Here is a 21,102-nt window from a genome sequence, read left to right on the forward strand (position 1 = left end):
ACAAACAGAATGCTATCGCTGCATAGTTGAACAGTGATGTTCAGCAGTGTTCAGCGTAAATGTATCAGGACTTAAAACCGGCTTAAAACCGTCGTGAAGCCGCTTGCCAACTCCAAACTGCTGTCTCCTTTTATGGAAGAAGGGGACTTTTGCTGTGGGAAAAGAGCTGGAAGTGAGCGCAACATAGCAATGGGGAGCTGGAACAGGCTCCGCTCGCAGCTCTGGAAACCCGCAGTTTATGGCTCGACTGGAAGATCTCACCCCTGGCGCCAAGGTCAAAGGGATCCTGCCCAATCAAACCGTTGCCATCGTGAGTGTGAGGTGGTACGGCAGCAGCACCATCGAGGCCATCTACAAAGACACTCAGGGGCGTCTCCATTCAGAGCTTCTGTTTCGGGATAAAGAGCCAACCCTAGAGGTGGTAGCCGAGGGATCCCTTGGCAACTTCGAGGGAGACGGCGCCTTATTTCGCCTAGCTTCAGAGGCCTATCGGATTCGGCTGGCGCACCTGTTTGATCCCTTGCTGGCCGTTCACACCTCTCTGGTAGAACCCCTGCCCCACCAGATCAGCGCCGTCTATGGGGAAATGCTCACGCGGCAGCCGCTGCGGTTTTTGCTGGCCGATGACCCAGGTGCCGGCAAAACCATCATGGCAGGGCTTTTGGTTAGAGAGCTATTGATTCGAGGTGACTTGCACCGCTGTCTCATCGTTTGCCCGGGGAGTCTAACGCTGCAGTGGCAAGATGAGATGGTGCAAAAGTTTCATTTGCCCTTTGAGATCTTGACCAACGATCGCATTCAAGCCGCCCGAACTGGCAACCCTTTCCTGGAGATACCTCTTCTCATTGCCCGCCTCGATAAGCTCAGCCGAGATGAGGCCCTGCAGGAGAAACTGAGGCAAACTGATTGGGATCTGGTTATTGTTGATGAGGCCCACAAACTCTCCGCATCCTTCTTTGGGGGAGAAATCAAAGAAACCAAGCGTTACAAGCTGGGCAAGTTGCTCTCGCAGCTAACACGCCACTTTTTACTGATGACAGCCACTCCCCACAACGGTAGAGAAGAAGACTTTCAGCTTTTTTTGGCTTTGCTGGATGGGGATCGCTTTGAGGGGAGATTCCGAGATGGAGTTCATACCTGTGATGCCTCGGATTTGATGCGGCGGCTGGTGAAAGAAGACCTGCTCAAGTTCGATGGCAAGCCTCTCTTTCCCGAACGGCGAGCTTACACCGTCCAGTACGTCTTGTCTGACCTGGAAGCCAGGCTCTATAAGGAAGTGACCGATTACGTGCGCGAAGAGTTTAACCGCGCGGAAGCTTTAGAGCAAGGTAGCCGCAAAAGGACGGTCGGTTTTGCTTTAACCATCCTGCAACGTCGGCTAGCCTCTTCTCCAGAAGCGATCTACCAATCCTTGCTGCGAAGACGAGAGAGACTGCAGCGGAAGCTAAAGGAAGAACAATTGCGCAGCCGGGGAGACAACCTTGCTTTTACCACTTCCCTGCTAGACGAAGAAGGCTGGGATGAGGATTTTGAAGACTGCCCTGCTGAAGAGCGGGAACCGCGAGAAGAAGAGCTGGTAGATCAGGCAACTGCCGCCCGCACAATTGTCGAGCTGCAGGCAGAAATTCAGCGGCTGCAGGAGCTGGAAAAATTAGCCTTGCAAGTGAGACGTAGCGGCAAAGACCGCAAGTGGGAGGAGCTATCGAAACTCTTGCAAAATCAGGGGGAGATGTTTGATGCCGGCGGACATCGGCGCAAGTTGGTTATCTTCACCGAACATCGAGATACCCTCAACTATCTGGCTGACCGAGTGGGGAACTTGCTGGGCCAACCGGAAGCGGTGATCACCATTCACGGCAGCATGGGTCGAGAAGAGCGCAAAAAAGCCGAGGAAGCCTTTAAACAGGATCCCGCCGTTCAAGTACTCATTGCTACCGATGCTGCGGGAGAAGGGATCAACCTTCAACGGGCCCACCTGATGGTGAACTACGACCTGCCTTGGAACCCCAACCGCCTGGAGCAGCGCTTTGGGAGAATTCACCGCATTGGTCAAACCGAGGTCTGCCACCTGTGGAACCTAGTGGCCGAGGAAACGCGGGAAGGAGATGTCTACTTGGCTTTGCTGAAAAAAATAGAAATCGAGCAAAGGGCCTTGGGGGGCAAGGTCTTCGATGTCCTGGGCAAAGCGATTGCCGGTCAAGAACTGCGAGAGCTGCTGATCGAGGCCATTCGCTACGGGGATCGTCCAGAGGTCAAGGCCCGACTCAATCAAGTGATTGCAGATCGCCTAGACCACGAGCGGCTCAGGGAACTCCTGGCAGAACGCGCCCTGGCCCACGACTCGATGGATACGACCAAAGTGCAGCAAATCCGGGCGGAAATGGAGCGAGCCGAGGCCCGCAAGCTCCAGCCTCATTTCATTGCCTCCTTCTTCCTAGAAGCTTTTCAACGCTTGGGTGGCACCATTCGAGAGCGGGAACCCAAACGCTATGAAATTACCCATGTGCCGGCAGCAATTCGCAATCGCGACCGCCAGATTGGGTTGGGCGCACCCATCTTAAAAAAATACGAGCGGATTACCTTTAACAAAAACCTCATCAGCGTCCCCAACAAGCCCCCGGCAGAGTTCATCTGCCCAGGCCATCCCCTGCTGGATGCCACTCTGGACTTGGTTTTGGAGCAACACCGAGATTTGCTCAGACAGGGATCCATCCTCGTCGATGAAAACGATCCCGGCGAAACACCACGGATACTGGTGTACCTAGAGCATGCCCTTCAGGATGGGCGCCTAGACCGAAATGGCCAGCGACGGGTTATCTCCCGACGGATGCAATATGTGGAGATCTTTCTCCCCGCTCCCCAAGGGCTAGGAGGAGGAGAGAGCGTCAGGGTAAGAAGCGCCGGCTATGCTCCCTACTTGGACTACCGGCCCCTAACTCCCGCAGAGCGCGACCTTGTGAAAGCGAAAGCTGGATCCCACATCCCCCAGCTCTCGGCTTCAGAGGTAGAAAGCCAAGCCATCGCTTACGCCATTGAGCGTTTAGTTCCCCAGCATTTCCAGGAAATCAAAGCTCAGCGGGAAGAATTGATCAACAAGACGGAGCTGGCTGTTAAAGATCGCCTCACCCGAGAAATTAACTACTGGGATCATCAAGCTGCACAGTTGCGGCTGCAAGAGCAAGCCGGCAGGCCCAACGCCAAGCTCAACTCTGCCAAGGCTCAGCAGCGGGCGGATGAGTTGGCGGATCGCCTTCAGAAGCGCCTATCGGAGTTGGAGCAGGAGCGCCAGCTATCCTCCTTGCCGCCGGTGGTAACCGGGAAAGCCTTGGTGATCCCCATCGGACTGCTGCAGCGGCTACAGGGCAAGCGAGGGTCAACCCCTACCACCTTTGCCCGCGAAACCCGGCGAGTAGAACAAGCAGCAATGGCTGCCGTTATGGCCATAGAGCGGGCGTTGGGCTACGAACCTCGTGATGTCAGCGCTGAAAACCTGGGCTATGATATCGAATCCGCTGGAAGGGAAGGCCTTCGCTTCATTGAAGTCAAAGGCAGAGTTGAGGGAGCAAAGACGGTAACCGTTACCAAAAATGAAATCTTGACAGCTCTCAACAAACCCGACCATTTCATCCTGGCTTTGGTAGAAGTGCCAGCCGATCCCGCCTTTCCAGAAGGGGATGCCTTCAGGGTAAAGACCCCTGCAGGCACCTACACCGTGCCGGGCGAAGGCTGCCAGGTGCGGTATGTGCGGCGGCCTTTTCAACGGGAGCCGGATTTTGGGGCCAGTAGCGTCAACTATGATTGGAAAGAATTGTGGAATCGAGGAAGGGATCCCAAATAGATACTAACTTTCATTGGTAGGATGAATTCATGCTACTGGAATTGCGGCAAATCCATGTTCCAGCAGGTCAGCGAGTTGTCTTGCAGGGCATCTCTTGGCAAGAGTTTGAAACCATACTGAGCGAATTGGGAAACCAGCGGGGGTCTCGGTTGGCTTACGATCATGGCTTGCTGGAGATCATGATGCCGCTTCCAGAGCATGAGGATGATAAAGAGATCATTGGTGATTTAATTAAAGCGCTGTTGGAAGAGCTGGATATTGAGTTCCGCAGTTTAGGTTCGGTGACCTTAAGAAAGCCTACAACTTATGGCCTGGAGCCTAACCAGTGCTTTTATATTCAGAATGAGCTAGCAATTCGCGGCAAGAAACGAATAGATCTCATGATCGATCCACTACCCGATCTTGCAATTGAAGTTGATATCACATCCCGAACCCATCTTGATCTTTACGCAGCACTTCAGGTACCGGAGCTATGGCGATTTGATCAAGGCATTCTTCAAGTTAATGTACTCCGATTTGGCAATTACCAAGAAGTTGATGAAAGCCCAACTTTCCCAGGCTTAAACCTAAAGCAAGTTATCCCTCATTACCTACAGGAGAGCAAAGTCTTAGGTAGAAACAAAGCAATTCAAGCATTCCGCCGATGGGTACAAGGACAAATCCAGTCGTCGTCCAGAAAAAGTAGCAACTCAATCGGCACCCAACATGGCTTGTCCCAAATCAAGATGCCTTAGTTGTTCTTGAACAGGCTGGAGCCATCTTTTCGTTGAGCCCGCCTTCCCCTCAGACTAAACTCTAAACTGCAGCCTGTTTAACCCGACCGATCCTTATCTAATGAGCCGCCGCAAGAAGCTGATTGAAGTTGCCCTGCCCCTCGAAGCCATCAATCTGGAATCGGCTCGCGAGAAATCCATCCGCCATGGCCACCCCAGCACCCTGCATCTCTGGTGGGCGCGGCGACCCCTAGCAGCCTGTCGGGCAGTGCTCTGGGCTTCCCTGGTCGATGACCCTTCCAGTTGGCCGGACAAGTTCCCCACCGAGGCCGACCAAGAGCGAGAGCGGCAGCGGCTGTTCAACATCCTGGGCCGCATCGAGATCGAACAGGGGAAGCGGGTCGTGCGGGGTCTGGTGTCCTGGGATGACGTGAACAATCCAAACTCCGGCGTGCTGGAGGCAGCGCAGCGAGAAATTGCCCGATGTCTAGCCTGGGATCGAGGAGAAGAGCCCCCTACGGATCCGGCAGCCGTTAGAGCATACATCGCCAAGTACGCGCCGCCCGTTTACGATCCCTTTGCCGGTGGCGGATCCATCCCGTTGGAAGCGCAGCGCTTGGGGTTAGAGGCCCATGCCAGCGATCTCAACCCGGTGGCGGTGCTGATCAACAAGGCATTGATCGAGATTCCACCGAAGTTTAAGGACAAAGCCCCCATCAACCCTGAAGATCGGGCTAAGAAGCATATCTCAGCCTGGCGGGGTGCCCAAGGATTGGCAGCAGATGTCCGGTATTACGGGGCTTGGATGCGGAAACAAGCCTTTGAACGCATTGGACATCTCTATCCTTCCTATTCAAACCCCAAAGGCACAGAGGAGTTGACGGTGATTGCCTGGTTGTGGGCGCGGACGGTGACCTGTCCAAATCCAGCCTGCCGCTGTCAGATGCCCTTGGTGCGATCGTTTCAGCTTTCGACGAAGAAGGGGAAAGAGGCTTGGGTAGAGCCAGTGGTGGTGAATGGGGGAGAGAGCGCTTCTGCTCCCTCAATCCGGTTTGTGGTCAGGTCAGGTAAGGGCAAAGCGCCGGAGGGAACCGTAGGCCGCAAAGGAGCACGCTGCATTGCCTGCGGAACACCTGTGCCGCTGGAGTACATCCGCAAAGAGGGTCAGGCCGGACGCATGGGATCCCAGATGATGGCCATAGTGGCAGAGGGACAAAATGGCAGGGTGTATCTATCACCTCAACAAGAACACGTTGAAATTGCTGAATCAGCACAACCCACTTGGAAACCAGATGCCAATTTACCCCATAATCCAAGGGATTTTAAGACTCCCAACTATGGGATGAGGAAAATCTCAGATCTCTTCACCCCCCGGCAACTGGTGGCCCTGACGACCTTCAGTGATTTGGTGGCGGAAGCACGGGAAAAGGCCATTGCCGATGCCAAGGTGCTACGCACCGCTGACGCGACCGCCGCCGGACTCCCCGATGACAACGTGCCCTTGGCCGAGGGTGGAACAGGAGCTAGAGCCTATGGAGAGGCGATTAGCGTTTATTTGGCGTTTGCTGTCGATCGATTAGCAGATAGATGCTCAGCAATTTGTAGCTGGGATGTTGGATATGCAAAAGTTCGGAATATATTTGGAAGACAAGCTATTCCAATGGTTTGGGACTATGCAGAATGCTGCCCCTTCAGTGAATCAACTGGAAATTGGATAGCTTGTGTAGATTGGGTTTGGAAAGTAGTGGAAAAATCCTCTAACTTCACGAATGCTCAAGTCACCCAACACGACACAACAGTCCCTCACCTTCAGGACACCATCCCCAAAATTATCTCCACTGATCCTCCCTACTATGACAACATTAGCTATGCCGATTTATCAGACTTCTTCTATGTTTGGCTGCGCCGTTGTCTCAACTCTGTATACCCCGATCTTTTTAGCACTCTTTTGGCTCCCAAGGATCAAGAGTTGGTAGCTACTCCCTACCGTTTTAGTGGAGACAAGCAAAAGGCTAAAGAGTTCTTCGAGGCAGGATTAAGTAAGGCTTTTAACCGAATTCGCGGCATTTCTCATGCCGATTACCCGCTCACGGTTTACTACGCCTTTAAGCAAACGGAAGAAGACACCTCTCCCCAAGGACAAGGGGAAGATGAAGAGGATGATGACACGGACAAGCCTATCCCCCTCTCCCGTACTGGTAGGGGAGCCAGGGGTGAGAGCCCAGAGCGCATGAGTGGCCGAGTCTCTACGGGTTGGGAAACCATGCTCGAAGGCTTGATCAGGGCTGGGTTCACCATTGACGGCACTTGGCCTCTGCGAACCGAACTCGCTAACCGCATGATTGCATCTGGCACTAACGCCCTCGCTTCCTCCATCGTTCTAGTCTGCCGTCCTCGTCCTGCCGATGCGCCCAAGGCTACCCGTCGCCAATTCCTTGCCGAGCTGAAGCGCGAGCTGCCTGAGGCTCTCAAGCTTCTGCAGCAGGGCAGCATTGCTCCTGTGGACTTGGCCCAAGCCAGCATCGGCCCCGGCATGGCCATCTATTCCCGCTACGCTGCGGTTTTGGAAAGCGATGGCTCGCCCCTGACCGTCCGCACTGCCCTGCAGCTGATCAACCAGTACCTAGATGAATATCTCAGCGAACAGGAAGGGGAACTCGATGAGGGCAGCCGCTGGGCCACCACTTGGTTTGCCCAATATCAATTTGAGCCAGGCCCCTACGGGGAAGCAGAAGTCCTCAGCAAGGCCAGAAACGTCAGCATTGAGTCCCTTGAGGAACTTGGGATCCTAGAAGCCAAGGCCGGCAAGGTGCGGTTGTTGAGAAGAGAGGAAATAGCCCAGAGAAAAGAAAAGGGAGCAGATTCCCTCTCCTTGCTCCTTGCTTCCTCCGCCTGGCTCATCACCCAGACCCTCATCCACACCCTCGATCAGAAAGGGGAAATGGGAGCCGCCGCTCTCCTGGCTAGCTTGGCAGATGGAGGTGCAGTGGCCCGCGACCTTGCCTATCGGCTCTATACCCTCTGCGACAAAAAAGGCTGGGCTCAAGAGGCGCTGGTCTATAACACCCTCGTCATTGCCTGGCCGGAAATTAACCGGCTAGCATCCGAAATGAAGAAAAAGCAGCATGATCCTTTCCAGCCCAGCTTGCTTTAGCCCCCTACCTCTGGGGGAAGCAAAGCCTAAAAGACCTCAGAGATTTCTATCCTTACACCCAACCAGACGATGGTCACCCTCCAGCTTCGACAACTCACCATCCCACCCGGCCAGCGCCTGCTGATTCACAATCTGAATTGGTTAGACTTTGAAGCCATCCTAGATGAGCTGGGCGAAAAGCGAGCCAGCCGCATTGCCTACAGCGATGGGATATTGGAAATCAGAATGCCCTCACCCAAGCATGAGCGAGAAAAATCCATCATTGGAGACATTGTCAAAATCTTGCTAGAGGAACTGGAAGTTGACTGCGAATGTTTTGGGTCAGCTACCTTCAAACAGCAAGCAATGAACTACGGGATCGAACCTGATGAATGCTTCTATATCCAAAATCACCAGGCCGTGATTGGCAAAGATCGGCTGGATCTATCTGTTGACCCGCCTCCGGATCTGGCCATCGAAGTGGATGTTACTTCCAAAACCCAGATTGAGGCTTACACCCGCCTAGGAGTGCCCGAACTTTGGGTTTATCAAGGCAACCAGCTAACCATCTACATCCTGCAATCCGGCCAATATCAGGCTTCTGCCACTAGCCCAACCTTTCCTCAGCTACCGATTTTAGAGTGGGTGCCAGAAGTCTTGGCCCAAAGTCGAGATCTGGGTAGAAGTCCAGCCCTTCGTGCCCTTCGCCAAAAAATACGCTCCATCTTAGGGAATTAATACGAGCCATAGGCCACGTACTCTGAGAGTTTTGCCCAAAGAAGATGATGCTTGCCCTCAACCTGCAACCGGCTTTGAATTTAACCGATGAAGTTTTCGAACAGCTTTGCCGGCAAAATCCTGAGCTGCGCCTGGAACGCACTGCCCAAGGAGAACTGATTGCCATGGCCCCTGCAGGCAGCGAAACTGGATTCCGCAATGCCGACCTGCTGGGCCAACTGTGGCAGTGGAATCGAGGCAAGAACTTAGGTTTTGTCTTTGACTCTTCCGCGGGCTTTGCCCTGCCCAATGGGGCCATCCGCTCTCCCGATGCCGCTTGGATTGCCAAAGAGCGCTGGCAGCAGCTTACCCCGGAGCAGCGTCGTCGCTTTGCTCCTCTTTGCCCTGACTTTGTGCTGGAACTAAAGTCTCCTACTGACGAGCTGGCTATCCTTCAGGCCAAGCTGCAGGAGTACCTGGACAACGGATCCCAACTGGGCTGGTTAATTGACCCAGAAAAGGGCCAAGTTTACGTCTATCGCCCAGGTCAGCTGGTGCAAGTTTTGGAGCGGCCTACTAGCTTGTCTGGGGATCCGGTTCTCCCTGGCTTTGTTGTGGATCTCACTTTAATCTGGAAATAATCGACCCACCCCCTAACTTCAATTTCATTCAATCACTTATGGCTATCAGCAACCACGAACGAGTTGGACGCGCCCTCAACCTTCTGCGGCAGGGGCTTTATCCTTTTGTCGTGCGGGAGATGCAAGCCTTCCATGGAGAGAAGTGGCTGACAGTTGTCGCCGACAACCTGCCCGAGAGCTCTCCCAAATTCAAAAGTCCTGAGCAGATCCTGGAGGAAGATGTTTTGGCGCTGCTGACTCTCATGTGGGAGCAGTGGAACACCGTCTTCAGGCAAACTCTGGGACAAGCGGAGCGCACCCTAGTCAGCGAGCTGCGCAATACCCGCAACACCTGGGCCCACACCTGCACTTTTGGTTTTGACGATGCCTATCGCGCCCTCGATAGCGTTGCCCGACTGCTGAGCGCCATTGCTGCCCCCCAAGCTGCCGAAGTTGAAAAACAAAAACAAGAGCTACTGCGACTGCGCTTCGAAGAACAGGCCAAGCGGGAAAGCCGTCGCGCTATGGGATCCCCTACAGAAGGTCAGCCCCAGGCTGGCCTCAAGCCCTGGCGCGAGGTTGCCACTCCCCACCCCGATGTGGCTTCAGGTCGCTTCCAACAAGCCGAATTTGCCGCCGATCTTTGGGAAGTCTACCTGGGCGAAGGTTCGGATGAGTACCGGGATCCCGTCGAGTTCTACCGCCGCACCTACCTTACCGAGGGATTGCAACAACTGCTCACCAATGCCCTGAAGCGCCTCAGCGGCCAAGGGGGGGATCCCGTGATAGAGTTGCAGACCAACTTTGGCGGCGGCAAAACCCACGCCATGCTTGCCCTCTACCACCTCTTTGGAAGAGGGGCTAGGGGTGAGGGCCCCCTACCCGGCACAGAGTCTCTTCTCCAAGCCGTCGGCCTGCAGAGACCACCTCAAAACGTCAGGATAGCCGTCCTGGTGGGGAACAAGCTCCAGCCCAGCGGCATTCCCTCCTACAAGCCTGAGCACGCCCAGCAAAACCGCCCCCTGATCCGCACCCTTTGGGGGGAGTTGGCCTGGCAACTGGGAGGTGCCGAAGGCTATGCGCGGGTGCAGCAGGCCGACGCAACTTCCACCAACCCCGGCGATGCGCTTAAAGTCTTGTTCAACCGCTATGCCCCTTGCCTGATCCTAATCGATGAGTGGGTGGCCTATGCTCGCCAACTCCACGACAGCCCTGACCTAGCCGGCGGCAGTTTCGACACCCAGTTTACCTTTGCCCAAACCCTGAGCGAATCGGCCAAGAACGCAAAAGATACACTGCTGGTGGTGAGCCTTCCTTCTTCGGATATCGAAATTGGCGGGGAGCGGGGCAAAGAAGCTCTGGTTCGCCTGAGAAATGCCATTGGCCGGGTGGAATCCCCTTGGCGGCCCGCGAGCGCTGAAGAAAGCTTTGAAATTGTCCGCCGCCGCCTGTTTCAGCCCCTCACCAATCCCGAGCTATTTGTGCAGCGGGATGCCGTGGTGAAAGCGTTCATGGATCTCTATCGCAGCCAAAGCCAGGAATTTCCCAGCGAGTGCAAAGAAAGTGACTACGAACGCCGCCTCAAGGCTGCTTATCCCATTCACCCAGAGCTGTTTGACCGCCTTTACTCCGACTGGTCTACTCTCGACAAGTTTCAACGCACCCGCGGTGTGCTACGGCTGATGGCCAGGGTCATCCACACCCTCTGGGAGCGAAATGACCGCAGCCTGATGATCCTGCCCGCCCACATCCCCATGGACGATCAACAGGTACAAGCAGAGCTGACCCGCTACCTAGACGACAACTGGCTGCCGGTAATCGACAAAGACGTGGATGGCCCCACTTCCCTGCCCCTGACTCTCGACCGAGATCACCCCAACCTGGGCCGGTATTCCGCCTGTCGCCGGGTTGCCCGCACCATCTACATGGGATCCGCCCCCACCCTGCGGGCCGCCAACCGCGGCATTGAGGAGCGCCGCATCAAGCTGGGCTGCGTGCAACCGGGAGAACACCCCATCACCTTCGGCGATGCCCTGCGGCGGCTATCCGACCAGGCAACTTACCTATACGGAGATGGCAGTCGCTACTGGATTTCCACCCAGCCCAACGTCAACCGCACTGCTCAGGAGCGAGCCGAGCAACTGTTGAGGGACGAGCCCCACACCCTCTGCCAAGAGATCATCCGGCGCCTCAAAGCCGACAGAAATCGCGGTGAGTTCAGCGCCGTTCACGTTGCCCCCGACTCCACTGCCGATATTCCCGACGATCCCACTTTAGGCGTGCGGCTGGTGATCCTGCATCCTCAGTATTCCCATAGCCGGGGTAGCCAGGATAGCCCTGGGCGAGTCTGGGCTGAGCAGGCCCTCCAGCGTCGCGGCAGCGGCCCCCGCTACTACAGGAACATGCTGCTGTTTTTGGCGCCCGACAAAACCCGCCTGGAAAGCCTAGAACGCAATACCGCCCAATACCTAGCTTGGAAAGGGATCCTGGAAGACAAAGATCTCCTCAACCTAGATGCCTTCCAAACCGCCCAAGCCAATACCAAGCTGCACCAATCCGAGGCTGCTGTTGAGGCTGCTCTGCGGGAAACCTATCAATGGCTGCTGATCCCAGCCCAGCCTGATCCCCAAGGCAGTCTAGAGTGGAAAGAATGCCGACTGCAGGGGCAAGATTCCCCCATTTTGCAAGCCAGCCGCAAAGCTGTCCACGAGGGGGATCTGGTTACCGCTTACTCTGCCATCACCCTCCGCCTGGATACGCTGGATAGATTCCTCTGGCGCGAGGCTGATCACATCGATCTCAAACGACTGTGGGAATGCCTGGCCCAGTACCTCTACCTACCCCGCTTGAAAGACCCATCCGTTCTTCTAAGAGCTGTAGAAGACGGGGTAGCCTCAACTGCTTGGGAGGATAGCTTTGCCTACGCAGAGGCCTTCGATGAGTCCAAAGGCAAATACCTCGGCTTGCAAGTGGCAGCCATAGTCAAGCCCAGCATCGGTTCCAACAGCCTGCTGGTCAAGCCAGAGGTTGCCCGCCGTCAATTGGAAGCCCTTCAAGTTCCTTCCCCAAAGGCGCCCTGCATCTTCCCAGACAGCACTCCGCCTCTTCCTGGCCCCGGCGAGGAGGATTCCCCAGTTACGAATCAAGGAAATCAAGTTTCCCAGCCGGCGTTGCCGAGGCGATTTTACGGCAGGGTGGAAATGGATCCCCTGCGGGTCAACAGAGATGTTGCAACCCTTGCCGACGAGGTCATCCGGCACCTGACCAATCTGCCAGGAGCCACTGTCAAAATTACCCTGGAAATCGACGCGGAAATACCGGAAGGCTTACCGGAGAGCGTGAGGCGCACGGTAGCGGAAAACTGCCGAACCTTAAAGTTCTGCACCCTGGAGTTCGAGGACAATCCGCATAGTCATTTTTAAGCGGGAATGAAACTTTTTCCTTAGCATTGTGCACTAGCTCCTCTCTCCCTTTGCCTGGAGGTGGTGGTTGTGGCAGCGGCGCGGAACGCTGGGGCGGCACCGTGGAGCAATTGGGAAGTGTCTTAATCTAACTTGAAACGACTGTGACCCCGCTCTACTTCTCGGAGCTGAGCGCTGTCCCCACCTTCTCCATCAAGTCGTCCAGCTCGCTGTAGTCCGGCAAAGTGGTGTCGATGGCCTGCCCCTGACGCAACACCACCCGGTCATGTTGGGGTCGCGAGAGCAGCTCGTCAAAGCCACGTCCCTTGAACAGCACCAGATCTGCCGGCAAGCCCACCCCAATTTGCCCTCGCTCGGTCAAGCCCATGATGCGGGCAGGGGTGGTGGTAATCGCCTGTGGCCAATCCCCATAGGGGGTATCCAGGTGCAAAATGCGGGTGGCCTCCCGGAACACCTCCAGGCCGTCGTGATCCCCAAAGCCGTAGAAGGGATCCCGGCAATTATCGCTGGCTATCATCACCGGCACGCCCAAAGCCTTCAGCTCATGCAGCAGCGTCACCCCTCGCCAGCGGGGGGTATGGCCGGGGTTACGGGCTTGCAAATATAGGTTACACATGGGCAGGCTGACCACGGCAATTCCCGCCTCTCTGACCAAGGCCATAGTCTTGTGGGCCACCTCCGGCGGTTGCACGGCCAGGCTACAGCAATGGCCACACACCACCTGATGGGGAAAATCGTTGCGCAAGGCCGCCGCTGCTACGTGTCTCAATGTGAGGGATCCCGGATCATCCGTCTCATCCGTATGAAAGTCCAGAGCCAAGCCCCGCTCCTTGGCCAGGGCAAACACCCGATCCAATTGCCGATCCAGTTCCGGCCCCATCGCCGCCACCCCACCCAGGATCCCGCCCACTTCCGCCACCTTGTCCGCCAGCTTTTCCCCTGCAGGGGTGAGAAAGGTATCCAAGCTCAGAAGCGTGACCGCCTGGAGTTCCAGCTTGCCCGCCCACTCTCGGCGCAACTGGACAAACACCTCCCAGTTGGCCCCCATAACCTGAGGATTCTCACAGGCCAGATGGGTGCGCACCGCCTGGGATCCATGGGCATAGCTGCAGCGCAAACCAAAGCTGAAGCGACGGTAGAGATCCTCCCGAAACCGCTCCGGATCCCCGTCATAGGCTTGCTTCATCTTCACCCAATCTTCCTGGCCGGCCTGCCTCGCCCCGGCAAAGGTGCCATCGGGATTGGGGGTGCGCGGCCACACATGCCCCTTATCCAGGTGGGTATGGATATCCACAAAACACGGCCACACTTGGCCCCGCCTTAGATCCACGCTGGGGATCCCCTGGGGCGGGATCCCTGTTGCCAGCCGGATTTGGCGGATCTGCCCCCCTTCAATTTCCAGATCCAGCAACACCAGGTTATCGCGGTTGGGAACAGCTCCTGGCACCGCCTCCTTCAGTACCGACAGGGGAACCTGAGCATTCAGCAGCCAGTAGTGGGCAACGCCGGGGATCTGCATGGCGGGCAACGAAAAAAGCAGCTCTCCATCGTAAAGGGATCCCGACCTATCCAGATGAATCCAGTGCTACAGCGGCTAGGCAAACTGGCCCACCACCTGCATGGCAAAACTGAGCAAAATGAAGGCCAGCCAGGGGGAAAAGTCCAAGCCGCCAATAGGGGGAATGATGCCGCGGAACAGGTTGAGATAGGGATCGGTGAGTTGGCTGAGCACCGACAGGATGGGGTTAGACCAGTTCAGTTGCGGGAACCAGCTCAGCAAAATCCGCACGATCAGCAGAGCATTGTAAATGACAATGAACTGGTAAAGGGAGCGGAACAGCAAAGACGCGGCAGTGCCGTAGACCAACCCCAGGGAGAGGCCGTCCACCCAAGCGAGAGGAGACAACAAGTGACTGAGCATCATGGTTGGGAAAAGTAGGGAAACGACTCGATCAACTCAACATCCATTAAGCTGAAGCACCTTCGCCAGAGGCAGACCTGGCCCAGGATCGCAACTCAGCCGAGAGAGGATGGCAGAACCTAGAGAGGAAAGCCGCTGCCGCCTCTAGTTTGGCATGGACAGGGATCCCCTGCTCAAGGCTTTTCCTCAACAGCCCTGGAAGAGGTTTCCTTGACGAGCAATTGCGTGCGCATGGCCTGAATCGCCTCGTTTAACTCGGCAATCTTGGCCTCTAGAGTGCGGCGGGCTTGAGCAATGCGTTCTGCCTCATTTTCCCACTTCCTCCAGTCGCTGGACATGGCCGACTCACCCGAAGCACTGAGGCGCGGTTGTTCAGGGGTTGCGGAGGTGCCGTTGAGGCGATCTGGATCCCGGCGTTGGCCTTCGGCGGATCCCTTTCTGAGTCGAGGGGCAAGCACAAACCCAATGACCCCGCCGATGATCCCTCCCAACACGGCGCCGGTCACTACACCCGCAATGAAGTCACCTTTCTGATCTGCCACGCTTTTGTCCAGCTCAATAACAATAAACTTGAGTCATCTTCTTCCGTTCTACCTTTCCTGTCCCACTCCTGCCAGCAAATCCGACCAGGGTTGAGGTGGCCGCCAGCGGCTGAGATGTTCCAGATGGGCTTGCACCTGCTCCCTCAACTCGGCAAGCGTGTGTTGCAGATCGCCGGTCGAGGGTAGGGATCTCAGCGTTGCCTGCCAGAGGTAAGCTGGGGAAAGTTCAGGGCTGAGCAACTGCCACAAACGCTGCAGCTCCTCAAAGTGAAGGCGATCATCTTCTGTGAGGGAAAGCACCAACTGGCGGCGCAGATCGCGGGCCTCTTCCGACATCAGGTAGCGCAAGCCCATTTGGGCGGTGGGTAACCAATCCAATCCCCCATCGCTGCGGGCAATTTGAATCAGGTTCTCCAGGCGGTTCCAGCGGAACTTACCATCCTTGATCAACACTTGCAGCAGCCGTTGGCGAATACGCGGCGATTCATCCGTCAGCAGGCGCTTGGCCACATAGGGATAGGCCACACCGACGATGCGGAACTGGGGATAGAGGCTGAGGGCTACTCCCTCTTGGGTCACCAAAGAGCGGATCACCAGAGCAAAGTGGGAGGGCACCTGAAAGGGGTAGCGGTACATCAAGTCGGAGAACTGATCTGTGGCCGTTTTGAAGTTAAAGTTGACCACCTCTTGGGTCAGCACGTCTGCCAGCACCTTTTCCAAGGCGGGGATCAGCTCTTGGCGGCCGACATCCGACTGCAAAAAGCCCAGATGAATAAAGTCATCGATCAGGGCGTTGTAGTCGCGATCCACCAGGTGAACCAGAGCATCCACCAAGTACTCCTTCATTTCCTCGGTAAGCTGATCCATCATGCCGAAATCGATGTAGGCCAAGCGACCATCGGCCAGGGCGAACAGGTTGCCCGGATGGGGATCCGCGTGGAAAAAGCCGTATTCCAGCAATTGCTTAAGGGCAGCAACCACCCCGATGCGCACCAATTGTTTCACCTCCAGGTTGGCTGCTCGAATGCGCTCCACATCCGTCAGCTTGATGCCGTCGATCCACTCCAGGGTCAGAACCCGGCGGCTGCTGTAAGCCCAGAAGATGCGCGGCACGTACACATCCGGATCGTCGCGGAAGTATTCGGCGAAGCGCTCGCAGTTTCGCCCTTCGTGCAGGTAGTCGATCTCTTCAAAAAGCTTGCGGCCAAACTCATCCACCACCGCCGTCAAAGTACTGCCCAGGTTCAAGGGCAGCCAGGGGCCCAGCCATGTCGAGGCCCAGCGAATCAGGTACAGATCCAGGCTCAACTGCTCTCGCAGATGGGGTCGCTGCACCTTCACCGCCACCCATTCGCCGCTGTGCAACTGCGCTTTGTAAACCTGGCCCAAACTGGCAGCAGCCACCGGCTCTGGAGAGATCTGGGCAAAGATCTCGGCAATCGGACGGCCCAACTCGGATTCGATGCGGGCAAATGCTTGCTCGGAAGGAAATGGCGGCAGTTGATCTTGCAGTTGGGTGAGTTCTTCTAGGTAGTCTTTGCGCACCAGATCGGGGCGGGTGGAGAGGGCCTGCCCCACCTTGATGAACGTTGGCCCCAGGTCGGTGAGCAGCTTTCGCAACTGCACCGAGCGCCGTCCCACATTGCGATCAGTGTGTCCCCACAGTTGATCCCAGCGCAAACAGAGGACAAACCACAAGAAAGGCCAGAGAATAGCCAGCGCCCGACCGATCACTTGGGGCAGGCGCCAGCGGTAATAACGGCAGATCAATTGCGGATCGTAAACTTCCAAAGCGGCAACGGATGAAATTCTACTAAACACACTCCAGCGATCTCACAGTCTTTTGTTTTAAAGCTCTCGGTATCCATCTTAACAGAAAAAGCCTCACTGTTTCTGTGCCTCACCCGGCCCCATTCTCGGCCAGAGCCAGCCTGTCTCCCCCTCAAATGATGGTGTTGTCCGGGATCACCGAGTCTTTGATGATGGTGACGATGCCATTGCTGATCCAGATCCCCTCCTCTTCCCGCTGCGCTTCGGTGACGTGATCCTTGTTGAGGATGCGGACATTGCGCCCAATGCGGGCATTCTTATCCACGATGGCGTTGACAATGTGAGAGTTGGCCCCGATGCCCACCGGTGGGATCCCTTCCTCCAGCCTGGCCTGTCGCTCTTCTGCCGACTCGTAGTAATCGGCTCCCATCACCAGGGTGTTTTCGATGATGGTGTTGGCCTCCAAGCGGCTGCGAATGCCGATGATGGAGTTGCGAATTTGGGCGTTTTTGATGATGCAGCCATCGGCGATCATGGAGTTGACAATCTGGGAGTCGAGGATTTTGTTGGGGGGCAAAAAGCGCGGGCGGGTGTAGATGGGCATTTCGCTGTCGAAGAAGCTGAAGGGCGGGTTGGGCTGCTGCACCAGTGCCAGGTTGGCCCGGTAAAAAGCCTCGATGGTGCCGATGTCTTCCCAGTAACCCTTGAAGAGGTAGGCTTGCAGATGGTACTTGCCGATGGCTGCCGGCAGCACCTCTTTGCCAAAGTCGGTGTGCTCCTTGACTTTGAGCATCTCGATCAGAGCTTCTCGCTTGAATACATAGATGCCCATGGAGGCGATGTAGGGCTTGGCTTTGGCTTCTTCCGGGCTGAGGCCGAGGGCTTGGGTGTCCACCTGACAGGCTTTCAGCAGATCTCCTGTTGGCTTTTCCTTGAAATCGACGATGCAACCGTTCTCGCCAAGCTTGAGCAAGCCAAAACCCGAGGCCACTTTTTCTTCACAGGGGAGCACCGCCAGTGTCACATCGGCCCCAACCTGCCGGTGATGCTGGATGAAGGGGCGGTAGTCCATGCGGTAGAGGTGATCCCCAGATAGGATGAGGAAGTCCCGCGGCTTCCAGGAGTCCATCAGCCAGAGGTATTGGCGGACAGCATCGGCGGTGCCTTGGAACCAATCGGGATTGTCAGGGGTTTGTTGGGCCGCCAAAACGTCCACAAAGCCGCCTGTAAAGGGAGACAAGCGGTAGGTGTTGACGATGTGGCGGTTCAGAGAGGCAGAGTTGAACTGGGTGAGGACGTAGATTTTTTCGATGTCGGAGTTGATGCAGTTGCTGACCGGGATGTCGATGAGGCGGTATTTGCCGGCCAGGGGCACAGCAGGTTTAGCGCGGCGCTTGGTCAGGGGATAAAGTCGGGTGCCACGCCCACCTCCCAAGATGATCGCCAGTACATCGCGCATGGTTGTCCTCCACCAGGCTACACCCAATAGCATAGACTGCTGCGGGGCCACCTCAACGACTGTCCTGTCGGATCTGGCCGGGCTACTCGGAAAGGGGAACAAGTTGGCAAGACAGAATGCAGGGAGAGCTGATGGCGCGTATCCTGGCCTTTACCAACAACAAAGGGGGCACTGGCAAGTCCACCCTCTGCGTCCACGCGGCTCAGTTGACGGCCCAACGGGGATACCGAGTTCTGCTCATCGATCTCACGTCCCAGGCCACTGCCAGCAGTCTCTACTTGGAAGAGGCCGGCTCCTTGCCGGCACCGGAAACGGTTTGGGCCAGCTTACACCCGCAACACCAACGTCCTCTGGAAGAGGTGATCTACTGCACCGACAAGGGGGTAGATGTGGCGCCCTCCCACAGCACCATGGCGGAAGTGGCGGCCCAACTGGCTGCTGCTGGAGAGATGGGGCAGAATCTGTTGCAGCGCCAACTGGATCCCTTGCTGCCGGACTACGACTTCATCTTTCTCGATACGCCGGGAGAACTGAATGCCCTCACCGCCAATGCCCTGCGGGTGGCCCAGCGGGTGTTGATCCCGACACGGCTCAACCGCGCCGATTTCTCCTGCACGGAAGTAACCTTGCGCTACATTGAGGCCCTGAAAGGCCAGCTAAGCCAAGCCCGCGCCATTTTGACGATGCTGGATGACCGCTATCTGCCGGGGGGCATTTGGTCGGGATCCCATACCGGGCAATTGTATGTGCAAGCGCAACAGATTTTTGCGGATGTGCTTTCACCCGTTACTATTCCAGATAGCAGCGATTTGCGCATTGCTTTTGACTACGGCTTGACGGTGATGGACTATCGGCCTGGGTCGGCGGTGTGTCAGCGGCTGCTGCAGTTTGTTGAACGCGAGGTGCTCTTGTGACTGGATCTGACCGCAGCCTCTTTCCTTCGTCGGGGGAAATTTCCCGCCGCTCCGGCGGAATTCGGCGCAAGGCCGGTGCTAAAACCAGTTCAGAGCCCACCTCCGCAGAGTCTACTCCCACAGGCGAGGAGCCGACAACGATGTCTTCTCAGTCTCCCCCAGAACCAACCCCAGAATCGCCGGAAATGGAAGCCCTCAAAAGCCAACTGGCCGAAGCTCAACAACTCTTGCAAGACTACCAAAACAAAGTCTCTGCCCTGCAAGCTCAATTGCAGCAAGTCACTGCCCATCGGGACGAATTGCAAAAGGCGCTGGCACAGTTGCAAGCGGTCGCAGACGAGCGGGCTAAAACCATCCAGGAGTTACAGAACCCCAGAGGACAAGCCCCCATTCAGCCCAAACCCCAATCCTCACCTCTGCACGCGCAAAAGAAGATTATGAATCGGCCCATCTTCGACAACGTATCGGCCACCGATGAAAGCATGCCCCCCTATTTGTTGGATTGACCGGGATGGAAGGGATCCCTAAGGGCGTGATTTGGATGGGGTCTCCACCTGTTCTGCTCCCTCCTGTTTTCAGCCCGACCTGTGCTTTTTTCCCCACTTTCTGGGGATCTGGGATCCGATAGTTGGATATTGGATTGGATAACCTTTGTTCCCGCTGCCCTTCTCATGAGCCAATCTCCATCGACTCTCCCTTCTGGTGATGCCATTCCGCCCCACGGGGGCACCCTGATCAACCGCATTGCCCCGCCTGAGCAGGCGCAGGAGCTGCGTTCCAAAGCCGAACATTGCCCCATCCTCTATCTCGACGAGCGGGCCCAATCGGATCTGGAGATGATCGCCATTGGGGGCTTCAGCCCGCTAACGGGGTTTATGGGGCGGGAAGACTACCAGGCCGTCCTGGAAACGATGCACCTGGCCAATGGCTTGGCTTGGTCGCTGCCGGTCACCCTGCCGGTCTCCTCAGAAGTGGCAGCGGGTCTGAAAGAGGGGCAAATGATTGCCTTGGCCAGTGCCGAGGGCAAGATCCTGGGCCTACTGGAGCTGACGGAGAAATTCACCTACGACAAAACCCGCGAAGCCCGGCAAGTTTATCGCACCACCGATGAGCAGCATCCAGGGGTAAAGGTGCTCTACGAGCAGGGATCCGTCTATTTGGCCGGCCCCGTCACCCTCCTGCAGCGGGATCCCCACCCTCTTTTTCCGGCCTACCAGATTGACCCGGCCCAATCGCGGCACCTGTTTCGGGAAAGAGGCTGGAGAACCATTGTAGGCTTCCAAACCCGCAACCCCATCCACCGCGCCCATGAATACATCCAAAAATGTGCCTTGGAGATTGTGGACGGGCTATTTTTGCACCCGCTGGTGGGGGCTACCAAAAGCGACGACATTCCCGCCGATGTGCGTATGCGCTGCTACGAGGTGTTGATCGAAAAGTACTACCCCAAGGAGCGGGTGATCTTGGCCATCAACCCTGCGTCGATGCGCTACGCCGGCCCCCGCGAGGCTATTTTCCATGCTCTCATTCGCAAAAACTACGGCTGTACCCATTTCATTGTGGGGCGGGATCACGCCGGGGTGGGGAACTACTACGGTACCTACGATGCCCAACACATTTTCGATGAGTTCCAGCCGGGGGAGCTGGGCATCATTCCCTTGAAGTTTGAACATGCTTTCTATTGCACCGTCACCGGCACCATGGCCACGGCCAAGACCAGCCCCAGCCAGCCTCACCAGCGCATTCACCTCTCAGGTACCAAGGTGCGGGAAATGCTGCGCCGCGGTGAAGTGCCCCCGCCGGAGTTTTCTCGACCAGAAGTGGCCCGGCTGCTGGCCGAAGCCATGCGAGAGCGGGGTTAACCCTGGGAATCTCCCTAAGTGGCAGTCAAAAAGGGCCTGGGACAGACCAGACCCTCTGTATTGAAAGTTGTATTGAAAAAAGTTGTATTGAAAGTTGAACTTGAACCAGATTCCAGTCGAGTATCAGCTAGAAATCGCAGGAGCCCCGCACTGTACCCGTAGGGTCAGTGCCGGGAGGAATGCGCTTTGAT

Annotated in this window: 14 protein-coding genes; 9 read left to right on the forward strand and 5 right to left on the reverse strand. The window is 56.4% G+C overall.

Annotation, left to right across the window (positions count from 1 at the left end):
- Positions 1–238: 238 nt before the first annotated feature.
- The 6 genes from NW839_RS04175 (at position 239) to NW839_RS04200 (ending at position 12,443) form a co-directional block, all read left to right on the forward strand.
- Positions 239–3,838, forward strand: coding sequence for a helicase-related protein (locus NW839_RS04175; RefSeq protein ID WP_414328702.1), 3,600 nt, complete (start codon positions 239–241; stop codon positions 3,836–3,838).
- A 29-nt stretch (positions 3,839–3,867) separates the two neighbouring features.
- Positions 3,868–4,572, forward strand: coding sequence for a Uma2 family endonuclease (locus NW839_RS04180; RefSeq protein ID WP_414328701.1), 705 nt, complete (start codon positions 3,868–3,870; stop codon positions 4,570–4,572).
- 100 nt (positions 4,573–4,672) lie between these two features.
- Positions 4,673–7,705, forward strand: a complete 3,033-nt coding sequence (locus NW839_RS04185; RefSeq protein ID WP_414350150.1) for a DUF1156 domain-containing protein — start codon at positions 4,673–4,675, stop codon at positions 7,703–7,705.
- Between the two features lie 69 nt (positions 7,706–7,774).
- On the forward strand, positions 7,775–8,422 hold the full coding sequence (locus NW839_RS04190) for a Uma2 family endonuclease (RefSeq protein WP_414329080.1): 648 nt from the start codon (positions 7,775–7,777) through the stop codon (positions 8,420–8,422).
- A 47-nt stretch (positions 8,423–8,469) separates the two neighbouring features.
- Positions 8,470–9,042, forward strand: coding sequence for a Uma2 family endonuclease (locus NW839_RS04195; RefSeq protein WP_414350155.1), 573 nt, complete (start codon positions 8,470–8,472; stop codon positions 9,040–9,042).
- A 38-nt stretch (positions 9,043–9,080) separates the two neighbouring features.
- Positions 9,081–12,443, forward strand: a complete 3,363-nt coding sequence (locus NW839_RS04200) for a Swt1 family HEPN domain-containing protein (RefSeq protein ID WP_414329672.1) — start codon at positions 9,081–9,083, stop codon at positions 12,441–12,443.
- A gap of 154 nt (positions 12,444–12,597) precedes the next feature.
- On the opposite strand, the gene NW839_RS04205 is transcribed toward NW839_RS04200, so the two are convergent.
- The 5 genes from NW839_RS04205 to NW839_RS04225 all read right to left on the reverse strand — a co-directional run bounded on the left by NW839_RS04205 (position 12,598) and on the right by NW839_RS04225 (position 18,135).
- Positions 12,598–13,962, reverse strand: a complete 1,365-nt coding sequence (locus NW839_RS04205; protein ID WP_414350156.1) for a cytosine deaminase — start codon at positions 13,960–13,962, stop codon at positions 12,598–12,600.
- Positions 13,963–14,037: 75 nt separating this feature from the next.
- On the reverse strand, positions 14,038–14,367 hold the full coding sequence (locus NW839_RS04210) for a YggT family protein (RefSeq protein WP_011432695.1): 330 nt from the start codon (positions 14,365–14,367) through the stop codon (positions 14,038–14,040).
- 170 nt (positions 14,368–14,537) lie between these two features.
- A complete protein-coding gene (locus tag NW839_RS04215; RefSeq protein ID WP_414350151.1) occupies positions 14,538–14,906 on the reverse strand; it encodes a hypothetical protein in 369 nt (122 codons plus the stop codon).
- 48 nt (positions 14,907–14,954) lie between these two features.
- Positions 14,955–16,727 carry an ABC1 kinase family protein gene (locus NW839_RS04220; RefSeq protein ID WP_414350152.1) on the reverse strand — a complete coding sequence of 591 codons (1,773 nt, stop codon included), beginning with the start codon at positions 16,725–16,727 and terminating at the stop codon, positions 14,955–14,957.
- Positions 16,728–16,848: 121 nt separating this feature from the next.
- The gene (locus NW839_RS04225) at positions 16,849–18,135 is read right to left on the reverse strand and encodes a glucose-1-phosphate adenylyltransferase (RefSeq protein ID WP_414329679.1); all 1,287 of its coding nucleotides are present in this window, start codon (positions 18,133–18,135) and stop codon (positions 16,849–16,851) included.
- Positions 18,136–18,266: 131 nt separating this feature from the next.
- Here NW839_RS04225 and NW839_RS04230 point away from each other — a divergent pair, with 131 nt between their 5' ends.
- The 3 genes from NW839_RS04230 to sat all read left to right on the forward strand — a co-directional run bounded on the left by NW839_RS04230 (position 18,267) and on the right by sat (position 20,911).
- The gene (locus NW839_RS04230) at positions 18,267–19,049 is read left to right on the forward strand and encodes a ParA family protein (RefSeq protein ID WP_414350153.1); all 783 of its coding nucleotides are present in this window, start codon (positions 18,267–18,269) and stop codon (positions 19,047–19,049) included.
- Between the two features lie 140 nt (positions 19,050–19,189).
- Positions 19,190–19,555, forward strand: coding sequence for a hypothetical protein (locus tag NW839_RS04235; RefSeq protein ID WP_011432700.1), 366 nt, complete (start codon positions 19,190–19,192; stop codon positions 19,553–19,555).
- 165 nt (positions 19,556–19,720) lie between these two features.
- Positions 19,721–20,911: a sulfate adenylyltransferase gene (sat, locus tag NW839_RS04240; RefSeq protein WP_414350154.1), complete on the forward strand. Its 1,191-nt coding sequence runs from the start codon at positions 19,721–19,723 to the stop codon at positions 20,909–20,911.
- The last annotated feature ends 191 nt before the right edge of the window (positions 20,912–21,102 follow it).

The sequence above is a fragment of the Synechococcus sp. R5-15 genome, from assembly GCF_047462035.1.
Lineage (GTDB): Bacteria > Cyanobacteriota > Cyanobacteriia > Thermostichales > Thermostichaceae > Thermostichus.

Excerpts from the sequence above, each read along its gene's own strand:
- NW839_RS04190 (WP_414329080.1), top strand. The coding sequence starts at position 7,775 with ATGGTCACCCTCCAGCTTCGACAACTCACCATCCCACCCGGCCAGCGC.
- NW839_RS04200 (WP_414329672.1), top strand. The coding sequence starts at position 9,081 with ATGGCTATCAGCAACCACGAACGAGTTGGACGCGCCCTCAACCTTCTG.
- NW839_RS04225 (WP_414329679.1), bottom strand. The coding sequence starts at position 18,135 with ATGCGCGATGTACTGGCGATCATCTTGGGAGGTGGGCGTGGCACCCGA.
- NW839_RS04235 (WP_011432700.1), top strand. The coding sequence starts at position 19,190 with ATGTCTTCTCAGTCTCCCCCAGAACCAACCCCAGAATCGCCGGAAATG.
- NW839_RS04230 (WP_414350153.1), top strand. The coding sequence starts at position 18,267 with ATGGCGCGTATCCTGGCCTTTACCAACAACAAAGGGGGCACTGGCAAG.
- sat (WP_414350154.1), top strand. The coding sequence starts at position 19,721 with ATGAGCCAATCTCCATCGACTCTCCCTTCTGGTGATGCCATTCCGCCC.
- NW839_RS04185 (WP_414350150.1), top strand. The coding sequence starts at position 4,673 with ATGAGCCGCCGCAAGAAGCTGATTGAAGTTGCCCTGCCCCTCGAAGCC.
- NW839_RS04205 (WP_414350156.1), bottom strand. The coding sequence starts at position 13,962 with ATGCAGATCCCCGGCGTTGCCCACTACTGGCTGCTGAATGCTCAGGTT.
- NW839_RS04195 (WP_414350155.1), top strand. The coding sequence starts at position 8,470 with ATGCTTGCCCTCAACCTGCAACCGGCTTTGAATTTAACCGATGAAGTT.
- NW839_RS04210 (WP_011432695.1), bottom strand. The coding sequence starts at position 14,367 with ATGATGCTCAGTCACTTGTTGTCTCCTCTCGCTTGGGTGGACGGCCTC.
- NW839_RS04175 (WP_414328702.1), top strand. The coding sequence starts at position 239 with ATGGCTCGACTGGAAGATCTCACCCCTGGCGCCAAGGTCAAAGGGATC.
- NW839_RS04180 (WP_414328701.1), top strand. The coding sequence starts at position 3,868 with ATGCTACTGGAATTGCGGCAAATCCATGTTCCAGCAGGTCAGCGAGTT.